This window comes from Microbacterium sp. KU4F, from assembly GCF_056868075.1.
Map to the genome: position 1 here is coordinate 1,066,362 of NZ_CP200324.1, position 11,534 is coordinate 1,077,895.

Annotated in this window: 7 protein-coding genes; all 7 read left to right on the top strand. The window is 71.7% G+C overall.

The genetic code is table 11. The features are described 5' to 3' along the window. Positions 1–3: 3 nt before the first annotated feature. From AC1VNH_RS05370 to hrpA, 7 genes are read left to right on the top strand one after another with little or no spacing between them, the layout of a single operon-like run. Positions 4–969: an AAA family ATPase gene (locus tag AC1VNH_RS05370; protein WP_344229893.1), complete on the top strand. Its 966-nt coding sequence runs from the start codon at positions 4–6 to the stop codon at positions 967–969. Continuing rightward, complete coding sequence (locus tag AC1VNH_RS05375; RefSeq protein WP_483110233.1) at positions 966–2,330, top strand: DUF58 domain-containing protein; 1,365 nt, start codon at positions 966–968, stop codon at positions 2,328–2,330. Before AC1VNH_RS05370 ends, AC1VNH_RS05375 begins: the two co-directional genes overlap by 4 nt. Further along, the gene (locus AC1VNH_RS05380) at positions 2,327–4,828 is read left to right on the top strand and encodes a transglutaminase domain-containing protein (protein ID WP_483110234.1); all 2,502 of its coding nucleotides are present in this window, start codon (positions 2,327–2,329) and stop codon (positions 4,826–4,828) included. The genes AC1VNH_RS05375 and AC1VNH_RS05380 overlap by 4 nt, the downstream gene beginning before the upstream one ends. Beyond that, entirely contained in the window at positions 4,825–5,664 is an 840-nt protein-coding gene (locus AC1VNH_RS05385; protein WP_243227340.1) for a PP2C family protein-serine/threonine phosphatase, read from the top strand. The genes AC1VNH_RS05380 and AC1VNH_RS05385 overlap by 4 nt, the downstream gene beginning before the upstream one ends. Further along, positions 5,657–6,616, top strand: a complete 960-nt coding sequence (locus AC1VNH_RS05390; protein ID WP_483110235.1) for an FHA domain-containing protein — start codon at positions 5,657–5,659, stop codon at positions 6,614–6,616. The genes AC1VNH_RS05385 and AC1VNH_RS05390 overlap by 8 nt, the downstream gene beginning before the upstream one ends. Continuing rightward, the gene (locus tag AC1VNH_RS05395; RefSeq protein ID WP_483110236.1) at positions 6,613–7,572 is read left to right on the top strand and encodes a hypothetical protein; all 960 of its coding nucleotides are present in this window, start codon (positions 6,613–6,615) and stop codon (positions 7,570–7,572) included. The genes AC1VNH_RS05390 and AC1VNH_RS05395 overlap by 4 nt, the downstream gene beginning before the upstream one ends. A 28-nt stretch (positions 7,573–7,600) precedes the next feature. Then, entirely contained in the window at positions 7,601–11,500 is a 3,900-nt protein-coding gene (gene hrpA / locus AC1VNH_RS05400) for an ATP-dependent RNA helicase HrpA (RefSeq protein WP_483110237.1), read from the top strand. Positions 11,501–11,534 lie beyond the last annotated feature (34 nt).

An 11,534-nucleotide genomic window follows, 5' to 3' on the forward strand; every position in this document is an offset into this window, starting at 1 on the left:
CCGATGACCGTCACCCCAGAACAGACCGCCTGGTTCCAGGAGACGTTCTCCGCTCTCGTGGAGAACGTCGAGCAGGTGGTGCTCGGCAAGCGGCACGTCATCGAGCTCGCCTTCACCGCACTCGTTTCGCAGGGGCACCTGCTGCTGGAGGACTTCCCCGGTACGGGCAAGACCTCCCTCGCGCGCGCGATGGGCGAGAGCGTGCAGGGCACGAGCTCCCGCATCCAGTTCACACCCGACCTGCTCCCGGGCGACGTCACCGGCATCACGGTGTACGACCAGAAGCGCGGTGAGTTCGAGTTCCACTCGGGCCCGATCTTCGCCAACATCGTCCTCGCGGACGAGATCAACCGTGCCAGTCCCAAGACCCAGTCGGCACTGCTGGAGGTCATGGAGGAGGGCCAGGTCACGGTCGACGGCGTCTCGAGGCGGGTGGGCAGCCCCTTCCTCGTGGTCGCGACCCAGAACCCCGTCGAACAGGCCGGCACGTACCGTCTGCCGGAGGCCCAGCTCGACCGATTCCTGATGAAGACATCGCTCGGCTACCCCGATCACGCCGCCACCGTGCGGATCCTGGAGGGCAGCGCCGCCGGCAAGCGCGAGGTGGGCGCGGTCATCACGCCCGAGGCCGTGCAGACCCTCAGCCAGATCGCCCAGGACGCGTACCTCAACCCCCTCGTGCTCGACTACATCGCGCGCGTCATCGAGGCGACGCGTCAGGCCGCGCAGGTGCGTCTGGGCGTCAGCGTGCGCGGTGCGCTCGCACTCACCCGCGCTTCCCGCACCTGGGCTCTCGCCCACGGCCGCGGCTACGTGACCCCGGACGACGTCAAGGCTCTCGCCGAGCCCGTGCTGGCCCACCGCCTCATCCTCGACCCCGAGGCGGAGTTCGACGGCGTGACCGCCGGCGCGGTGATCGGTCAGGTCATGCTCGACGTCGCTCCCCCGACGCAGCGCGAGTCGGCGTGACCGACTCCTCCTCCCGCATCACCCGGATCGGCTCGACGTCCACCTCGACGTCGACCGCCGGGAGCACCCGCACGCGCTACGACACGTCGCGTTCCACGACCGTCATCGTCGTCGGCGGCATCCGCTTCTGGCGGCGCGTGCGACGAGCGGTCGCCCGCAGCGCCCGCGCCGTCGGCGACACCGTCACCGCGGGAGGATGGCTGCTCATCGGAGCGGCCGCGATCGGTCTGAGTCTCGGCATCGTGTTCGGATGGATCGAGTTCGTCCTGGCCGGCGCCGTCGCCGCCGTGCTCGTGTTGTGCGCGGCACCGTTCCTGTTCGGTGCGCGCGCCTACCGCGTGAGTCTGGGTCTTGCGAACGATCGTGTCGTCGCCGGCAGCGAGGTGGCCCTGTCGCTGCGCGTCGTCAACGTCGGGAAGGGCGTCGCCCTCCCCGGCCGCGTCGACGTGCCCGTCGGCGAGGGGCTCGTCGACGTCGCGATCCCGCTGCTGCGCCACGAGGCCGCGCACGACGAGGAACTCACGATCCCTGGGCTGCGCCGCGGCGTGCTGGACATCGGCCCCGCCCGCGCCGTGCGCGGCGACCCCCTCGGCATCCTCCGCCGCGAGGTCGTCTGGGACGACATGCACACGCTCTACGTCCACCCTGTGACGACGGCGATCCCAAGCACGGCGACCGGCTTCATCAAGGATCTGGAGGGCAACCCCTCCTCTCTCGTCGTCGATGCCGACATCTCGTTCCACGCGATCCGCGAGTACGCCCCCGGCGACTCGCAGCGACAGATCCACTGGAAATCCACGGCGAAGACCGGGACGCTCATGGTGCGCCAGTACGAGGAGTCCCGCCGCTCGCGGATGGTCATCGTGCTGGCGACCGGGGAAGAGGACTACGCGGACGACGAGGAGTTCGAGCTCGCCGTCAGCGCCGCCGCCTCGCTCGGCGTGCGCGGCATCCGTGACGGACGCGATGTCTCCGTCGTGGTCGGCGGCGAGGTGCCCGAGTTCGCGCGCCGGGCCGTGCGCTCCTCCCGTGACCTCGTGACCATCACCGCCCGGACGCTTCTCGACGAGCTCGCCGGCGTCGAGAAGGGCGAACGCATCACGGGGCTCCGCGACGTGGCGAGCCTGGCGGTGGAGGCGCACCGCGACGTCTCGGTGGGATTCCTCATCTGCGGATCCACTCCGACGCTGCGGATGCTGCAGCACGCCGCACTCGCCTTCCCCGCCGACACCGGCGTCGCCGCCATCGTGTGCGACCCCGCGGCGGAACCCGGCTTCCGCACGATCGGCGGAGCCTCGGTCGTGACGGTGGGTCTGCTCGAAGACCTGCGCCACATCCTGGCGCGGAGCGCACAGTCATGAGCGCCCCCGCTGCACGAGCGCGGACGCGCCGACCGCGCCGCGCCGACCGCGACATCGCGTTCCTCGTCGGCAACATCGTCTTCATCGACGCCCTCCTCGCGATCGGCGCGGCATCCGCGTGGGCGATCTACCGCAGCGGCTGGTTCGTCCTCGCCGCCGCGGTGGCGATCGTGATCGCCACCGCGATCGCTCTGCTCGCCGTTTGGCGACCGCTTCGCTGGTGGCAGCTCGCGCTCATCACCGCGGGCGCCTACGTCGTCGTGGGTGTTCCCGTGGCCGCGCCGACGATGATCACCGACCCCGCGACGATCCTGCCGGGCGTCTGGGGCGTCGTGAGCGCACCGGTCACGGGGTGGAAGAACCTGCTGACGCTCGAGCTGCCGCTCGGGGTGTACCAGGCGACCCTCGCGCTCCCCTTCTTCCTGATGCTCGCTCTCGGCACGCTGGCCCTGATCCTGGCGCTGCGGGCGGCCAGACTCTGGGTGCTCGCGGCGCCGCTCGCACTCGTGATCACCGCGTTCGGCGTGCTCTTCGGATCGAGCGCCGTGGACGGCTCCTGGCGCATCGGGTTCTGGGAGCTGGACGGCGTCTGGGAAGCCGCGATCGGACTCAGCGCTGTGCTCACCGGCTTCGCGTGGTACGTCTGGCGCAACGTCCACACGCGCCGGGTCGCACTGCGCGTCGCCCGCACGGCGAGCGGCGTTCGCTCCTCCGTCCGCGTCGCGCGCACGCTCGGCAGTCGCATCGCCCTCGCCGCCGGGATGCTGGTCATCGCCCTGGCCCTGGGCCTGGCGCTCGCACCCTGGGCTGTGGCGGGCTCCTCCCGCGACGTGCTGCGCACCGCGGTCGACCCGGTGCTGAAGGTGCGTCAGACGCTGAGCCCGCTCGCCGACTACCGTGCCGCGTTCTCCGACGAGAGGTTCGACGACGTGCTGTTCACGGTCACCGCCGACTCGGGGGTCGATCGCGTGCGTCTCGCGACCCTGAGCTACTACGACGGCCGGGTCATGCGCGCGACCGACCCGCAGACGGGCGGCCGCGCCGACAGCACGGAGTTCCGTCGGGTGCCGGCCTCGCTGGCGGCCGACACGGGCAACCGGGCATCCGCCACGTTCACGATCGGCGACTACACGGGCATCTGGGTGCCGGCGGTGGGCGATCTCACCTCGATCGACTTCTCGGGATCGACACGGGCGGCCCTGTCGGACGGCTTCTTCTACAACCCGGACTCCGCCACGGGTGTCGAGCTGTCGGACCCCGGGCTCGCCTCCGGCGTCAGCTACACCCAGACCGGGGTGGTCTCGGACGCCCCGCGCGACCCCGGGACGCTGACCCCGTCCCGGTCCGGCACCTTCGACCCGGCCTTCGTCCCCGAATCCCTCGAGGAGTGGGTGACCGCGCAGGACGCACCGTCGGGCGGCGCGGGTCTGGTCGAGCTGATCTCGCGCCTGCGTGCTCGGGGACTCCTCTCGCACGCGCTCACGCTCGATCCCGGAACCGTCCCGGCGTGGGCGCAGAAACTCGGCGACTACACGTTCGAGCCCAGCCGCAGCGGACACTCCACCGACCGCATCGGCGACCTGTTCAGCGAGCTGCTGAAGAAGCAGAACGAGACGGGCGGCACCGACGACTCGCTGCTCGTGTCCGCAGCCGGCGACGACGAGCAGTTCGCCGTCGCCGGCGCCCTCATCGCGGATCACCTGGGCTTTCCCGCACGGGTGGTGCTCGGCACGCGTCTGAGCAGCGACGACGCGGATCTACCGGTCTGCGAGGACGGCACGTGCACGAGCGGTGACCTGGCCGCGTGGATCGAGGTCCGCGACGCGGACGGCACCTGGACGGCGATCGATACGACCCCGCAGCACCGTGTGCCGCTCTCGCCCGACGTCCAGCAGCGTCGCGACCCGCAGAACATGACCCCCGTGGAGCCGGAGCAGGCGGACACGGTCCTCCCGCCCGAAGCCGACCCGGCCGACGCCAGCCCGCCGCAGAGCGACGAGCCGAGCGATCCGGTCGATCTCGCCTGGTTGTGGGCCACGCTGCGGATCTCCGGCATCGCGATCTTCGCGCTCCTCATCCTCCTGATGCCCGCGATCGCCGTTCTCTGGGCGAAGGTCATGCGGCGGCGGGCCCGGCGCTCCTCAGCTGATCCGGTCGACCGCGTCGTCGGCGGCTGGGAGGAATACCTCGATACCGCCGTCGATCACGGCCACCGCATCCCGCCCGCCGCCACCCGGTCGGAGACCGCGGCCGCCGTCGGCGACGCCGAGACGGCCGACCCGGCCACGCTGGCGGCACTCGCCGACCGCGCGGTGTTCGCCCCGGGCACCACCACCGAAGAGGAATCGGCACGGTTCTGGGAGCTCATCGACGAGGAACGGCGACGTTTCGCGTCCACAGGCGGCCTGTGGGCGCGCTGGAAGGCTCGGCTGTCGCTACGCTCGTTCGCACGCGGATTGCGCGAGGCTGCGTCGCGAGATGGAAGGGGACGACCATGAGCGGGATCGTCGTCATGGCCGGAGCGCGCTCCGACGTCGGCCGCGTACGCAAGCTGAACGAGGATGCGGTGCTCGCGCAGTACCCCGTGTTCCTCGTCGCCGACGGCATGGGAGGCCACGCAGCGGGCGATCTTGCCAGTGCCGCGGTCGTGGACGCCTTCCGTCACCTCGTCGGTCGCGACGACGTGCAGCCGGAGGAAGTCGTCACCGCGGTCGAGTCGGCCCATGCCGCCGTGTCGCAGGTCGCGGGGCGTCATGCCCGGGGCGCAGGCTCCACTCTCGCGGCCCTGGTCGCCGTGGTGCAGAACGGATCGCACGCGTGGCTCGTGGTGAACATCGGCGACTCCCGGGTGTATCGGCTCGTGGGCAGCTCACTCGAACAGCTCACGGTCGATCACTCGGTCGTGCAGGAGCTCGTGGACGCGGGCAAGATCAGCCGCTCCGAGATGTCCACCTATCCCGGTCGCAACGTCATCACACGCGCCGTGGGCGACAGTCAGAGCCCCGCCGACTACTGGCTCTCCCCCATCGTCACCGGGGAACGCATGCTGCTGTGCTCGGACGGACTGTCGAACGATCTGAGCGACGAGGCGGTACTGGCCGGGCTCAGCCTCGGCGGCTCGGCCGAGCAGACCGCGTACGCGCTGGTGGATCAGGCTCTCGCCCGCGGCGGCCGTGACAACATCAGCGCCGTCGTGGTGGACGTACGCTCCGGGGGCCTCGCTCCCCGCGCCGACGAGGTGACGGGCGGCTTCGCGACGAGCGAGCAGGCCGCGGTGCAGCCGATCGAGGTGGACACCATCACCTCGCGAAGAGAGCGGCCGATCCGTGGCTGAGCGGACCTGGTTCGAGGGGCCCCTGCCCGCCATCGCCACCGATACGCTCGCCGTGATCGTCGGAGGCGAGGCCGCGGTGGCGGCCGCGCGACGCGTGCTGTCCACGGGCAGCATGCCCGGGACACCCGAGATCCTGGACGCCCTGCTCGCCGACGGCATCGCCGCGGTGCCGGCATTCGCCGTGGTCGCGCTGGACGACGACCGTCTGACCGCCTTCGTCCGCGGCGAGTTCGTACTTCGCTTCGAGGACCGCTCCCGCCGGGTCTGGCGCGTCGACGGCGTCGGCGCGCACACGTGGCGCGAGGTGGAGGCGGCATCGGTGGTGCGGGCCTGGGCAGGCGCCCCCGACGCGGAGCCGAAGCTGTTCGATCTGGGCCCGACCCCGGAGCGCCCTGTGCGCGTCGGGCCGACGACCGCTGCGGGCGTCATGCTCCGCGGACGGCCCGCCGTGTCGCGCCCTCCGGTTCCCACCCTCGTCCCGCGTACCTCCGCTCCGACCTCCGCGCCGGTCGCTGCGGCGGGCTCGGCCCTCGCTGAGCCGGCCGATGACGAGACCGTCGTGACGAGTTCGAGCGCGCTCGCGCCCAAGCCCGCACCTCGCACCCCGCGGGCCCCGCGCGCCATCCAACTGCCTGGAGGAGACATCGTGCCGATCCACGGCACGCTGCTGGTCGGGCGGGGGCCGCGCAGCTCCCGCGTCGAGGGCGACGACCTGCCGACGCTGGTGGCACTCGGCGACGTCTCGCGCGATGTCTCGCGTGCGCACGTGAAAATCTGGACCGACGGCACACGGGTGCAGATCGAAGACCTCGCCACGCCGGGCGGGACGGCTGTCATCGACGCCGACGGTGTCGCCAGACTGCTCGTCCCCGACCGCGCGGTAGAGGTGCGTGAGGGTGCGAGCGCGGAGCTCGCCGGCGGCGCCCGCATCCGCTTCGTGGGGGACGCATGACCGACGCAGACGACAGCACCCGCCTCTCGCGCCGAGGGCCGGATCAGGGCCAGCAGCCCGAGGACAGTACCCAGCTCGTGAGTCGGCGCGATCGACGCAATGCGTCCGCCTCGGCGGCGACCGACGCGACGGCCATCGTGTCCCGCGAGACGCCGGCTGCGCCCGTCGACGAGACCGTGATCGTCGACCGCGCGTCCGCCGCGCCGGCCGTAGCACCGGAGGACGTGGACGACCGCACCGCGCTGGTGCGGCGTCCGGTCGATGCCCCGGCACCGTCGCCCGAGAAGGCGCCGCCCGCTGACGAACCGGAGGACGGCACCCTGCTGGTGCGCAGGGCTACCCCGACGACGGATGCGACGGTGGTCGTCCCCCGTGCGACGCCAGTGACCGCGGTCGACGACGATGACGAGGACGAGCACACGATCCTCACACCGCGCTCGCCCGCGGCGATCGATGCGCTCGACACGGACGACACGGTGCTGCGTCCCCGGGACGAGCCGCAGGACGCGACGCTGCTGCGCCGCCGCGACCGACCGGCGAACGCGGACGCGGACGCGGACGCGGACGCGGACGCGGACGACACGGTGCTGCGTCCACGTGACGCCGTGGCCGACGACGCGACGAGCCTGTCACCCCGGGGGACGAAGGCGGCCGCATCGCCGCGCCTCACGCGCGCACGCCGAGGCGGCGCGGCTCAGACCGCATCGTTCGCGCCCGATGCCGAGACCGACCGCACGCCCGCCCGCGAGCGGTACGCGATCCGCACGCCCACGATCACCGCCGCGCCGAAGAGCACCGCCTCCGCATCCCCGGTCGTCGACATCGGCGACGGCGGGCTCGCCGCGCGGATCGCCCGGCGACGTGCCACACGGACCCGCCTGACGGTGCTCGCGAGCGTCTCCGCGGTCGTGTTCCTCGGATCGATCGTGGGTCTTGCGACGCTGCTGAGCATCTGAGTCCCGGCTCGGGTTAGCATCGAAGGCTGTGTCAACGCCCGAACCCGTCATCTCCTTCCCGCCCGAGCTGCCCGTCAGCGCGGCCCGGGAGGAAATCGCGCGCGCCATCGAGGATCACCAGGTCGTGATCGTCGCGGGTGCGACGGGATCCGGCAAGACGACGCAGCTGCCGAAGATCTGCCTGGAGTTGGGGCGCACCCGCATCGCGCACACGCAGCCGCGCCGCATCGCCGCACGGACGATCGCCGAGCGCATCGCCGAAGAGCTGCAGGTACCCCTCGGTTCGACCGTCGGCTACAAGGTGCGATTCACCGACAAGGTGTCCGCCGACACCCGCGTCGCCCTCGTGACCGACGGCATCCTGCTCAACGAGATCCACCGCGACCGGCTCCTGCGCCGGTACGACACGATCATCATCGACGAGGCGCACGAGCGTTCCCTCAACATCGACTTCCTGCTGGGGTACCTGCGCCGCATCCTCCCCGAGCGCCCGGATCTGAAGGTCATCGTGACCTCCGCCACGATCGATCCCGAGAGCTTCGCACGCCACTTCGCCGATGCCGACGGTGCCCCTGCCCCCGTCATCGAAGTCTCCGGACGCACCTACCCCGTCGAGATCCGCTACCGACCGCTCGTCCCGGAGACGGACGATGAGGCCGAGGATGCCCCCGCCCTCGAAGCCGAGGACGAGGTGACCGCCATCGTTCAGGCGCTACGGGAACTCGACGCCGAGGCGCCGGGCGACGTCCTCGTCTTCCTGCCCGGCGAGGCCGAGATCCGCGATGCGACGGATGCGGTGCGCGCCGCCTACACCTCGTCCGCGGCCCCCACCGAGGTGCTCCCTCTCTACGGTCGGCTGTCCGCGGCGGAACAGCATCGGGTGTTCGAGCGGTCACGCATCCCGGGAGTGCGGCGCCGGGTGATCCTCGCGACCAACGTCGCCGAGACGAGTCTGACGGTTCCGGGCATCCGCTACGTGATCGACACCGGAACCGCCCGCATCTCCCGCTACAGCAACCGGTCGAAGGTGCAGCGACTGCCGATCGAGGCCATCTCGCAAGCCTCCGCGCAGCAGCGCTCCGGACGTGCCGGGCGAACGGCGCCGGGCATCGCGATCCGCCTGTACGGGGAGGGCGACTTCGAGCGGCGCCCCGTCTTCACGGAGCCGGAGATCCTGCGGACTTCTCTCGCCGCCGTCATCCTGCAGATGCTCGCGCTCGGATTCGGCGACATCTCCGCCTTCCCGTTCCTCACCCCTCCCGACTCCCGAGGCGTCCAGTCGGCGTTCGACCTGCTCCTCGAGCTGCAGGCCGTGCGCCAGAGTCGGCAGGGGTCCTCGCTCACGCAGCTCGGACGGGAGATCTCCCGGCTGCCGATCGACCCGCGCTTCGCACGCATGCTCGTCGAGGCGCGGCGCACCGACGTGCTGCCCGACGTGCTCGCGATCGTAGCCGGAATGTCGATCCAGGACGTGCGCGAGCGTCCCGAGGAACGCCGCGAGGAAGCCGACCGGCTGCACGCACGCTTCGTCGACCCCACGAGCGACTTCCTCACCCTCCTGAACCTCTGGAACCACCTGCGCGAACAGCAGGACGAGCTCGGTTCGAGCGCGTTTCGCCGGTTGTGCCGGGCGGAGATGCTCAACTACGTGCGCGTGCGCGAGTGGTTCGACGTGCACCGGCAGCTCTCGCAGCTGCTGGGTCTTCGTCGCGACGCCGAGCGCACGCCGGGCGCGGCGGACCCCGCTGCAGTGCATCGCGCTCTGCTGTCCGGGCTGCTCTCGCACATCGGCATCCTCGACGAGCGCGAGAAGGGCAGAGAGGGCAAAGGCACGCGGCCGGAGTACCGCGGGGCCCGCGGCACGCGTTTCGCGCTGTTTCCCGGCTCCGGCCTGCGCAAGAAGCGGCCGACCGCGGTCATGGCCGCGGAGCTCGTCGAGACGAGCCGCCTCTTCGCACGCACCGTCGCGGCGATCGATCCCGCCTGGGCCGAGCCGCTCGCGGGCGAGCTCGCCAAACGGCAACTGAGCGAGCCGCACTGGTCGAAGGATGCCGGGGCCGCCACCGCGTACGAGAAGGTCACCCTGTTCGGCGTCGAGATCATCCCGCGTCGGCGCGTGCAGCTGGCCCGATTCGATCGTCCCCTCGCGCGCGAGATGTTCGTGCGCCACGCCCTCGTCGACGAGGAGTGGGATCTGTCGCGCCTGGCGAAGCCGCTCACCGCCTTCGCCAGGCGCAATCTCGAGCTGCGCCGACGCCTGGAGAAGGTCGAGGAGCGCGAGCGTCGCCGCGACATCCTGGCCGGAGACGAGGCCGTCTACGCCTTCTACGACTCCCGCATCCCCGCGGACGTGTTCGATGCCCGCTCGTTCGAGGCCTGGTGGAAGGACACGGTCGGGCGCACCCCGCGTCTGCTCGATCTGAGCGAGGCGGATCTGTTGGAGGGCGCGGAACGCGCGGACGAACGCGCCTTCCCGACCCGCTGGAGGCAGGGCGATCAGGTGCTCTCACTCGCGTACCGGTTCGAACCGGGGGCCGCGGATGACGGTGTGACCGCGGTCGTCCCGCTCGCACTCCTGGCGCAGCTGTCACCCCAGGGGTTCGACTGGCAGGTACCGGGACTGCGCGACGAGCTCATCACCGCACTCCTGCGGGCGCTGCCCAAGTCCATCCGGCGCCATGTCGTGCCGGCAGCGGATTGGGCGGCCCGCCTCGCCGAGGAGCTCGCCGGCGCAGGTCCCGAGGATCATGCCGGGCTTCCACCGCTTCCCCTGCGCGACGCCCTCGCCTCCCGCATCCAACGCGTCGCGAACCAGCCCGTGAGCGCGTCCGACTTCGAAATGGATCGGGTGCCCGACCATCTGCTGATCTCGTTCCGCGCGGTCGACGAGCGCGGCCGTGCGGCCGGTTCCGGACGCGACCTGGTCGCCCTGCAGGAGCGTTTCGCCGATCGCGCGCGCTCGTCCGTCGCTCGCTCGCTACGTCGGGGCCCGGCCGCATCCAGCGTCACCGCTGCTCCCGGCACCCCCGGACCGCGCGTCGCGGCGAGCGCCGAGGGCTTCACCGAACGCACCGGGGTGAGCGACTGGGATTTCGGGACTCTCCCCGAGCAGGTCGACACGCGTGTGGCGGGCGGTGTGGTGCGCGGCTACCCGGCGATCGTCGACGACGGGGCGAGCGTGTCGCTGCGCATCGAGGCGACGCCGGAGGCCGCAGCGCGCGCGACGCGCGCGGGTATCCGCCGTCTGGTGCTCCAGGCGGTGCCCTCCCCCGTCTCCTACGTGCTCGATCATCTGACCCCGAACGAAAAGCTCGCCCTCGCCGCCTCGCCCTATCCCTCGGCGAAGGCCCTCGTCGAAGACGCGCGGGTCGCGGTCGCAGATGCGGTCATCGCGCGCACGGCCCCGGACGGCATCGTGCGGGACCGCGCCGGCTTCGAGGCCCTCAGGGACGCGTTCAGCGCGGCGGTCACGGACGAGCTGTTCGCCGCCACGAGCCTCGTCGCCCGGATCCTGCTGTCGCTGCGGGAGATCGAACGCGCCATGAAGCGGCAGAACTCGCTGACCCTGCTCGGCGCCCTCGGCGACATCCGAGCCCAGCTGGCCGGCCTCGTCTATCCCGGTTTCATCTCGCGGACCGGGCCGGCTCGCCTCGCACATCTGCCGCGCTACCTCGCTGCGGTCGCCGAGCGGCTGTCTCAGCTGGCCGATCAGCCCGGGCGCGATCGGCAACGCCTCACCGAGTACGAGCGCTCCGCCGCGGCGTACACGGATGCCGGCGGCACGATCCCTCTCGCCGAAGGCGCGTCCGCGTCCCTCGCGCATGCCCGATGGCTGCTGGAGGAGTACCGGGTGAGCCTGTTCGCACAACGGTGGGGCACCGCCGAGCCGGTCTCCGCCCAGCGCATCCTGAAGACGCTGCGCGGCTGATCCTCGTCCGGGGGCGGCCGCCCGTACGCGATGC

Coding starts and splice junctions, on each gene's coding strand:
- AC1VNH_RS05370 (WP_344229893.1), top strand. CDS start 4: ATGACCGTCACCCCAGAACAGACCGCCTGGTTCCAGGAGACGTTCTCC.
- AC1VNH_RS05380 (WP_483110234.1), top strand. CDS start 2,327: ATGAGCGCCCCCGCTGCACGAGCGCGGACGCGCCGACCGCGCCGCGCC.
- AC1VNH_RS05385 (WP_243227340.1), top strand. CDS start 4,825: ATGAGCGGGATCGTCGTCATGGCCGGAGCGCGCTCCGACGTCGGCCGC.
- AC1VNH_RS05395 (WP_483110236.1), top strand. CDS start 6,613: ATGACCGACGCAGACGACAGCACCCGCCTCTCGCGCCGAGGGCCGGAT.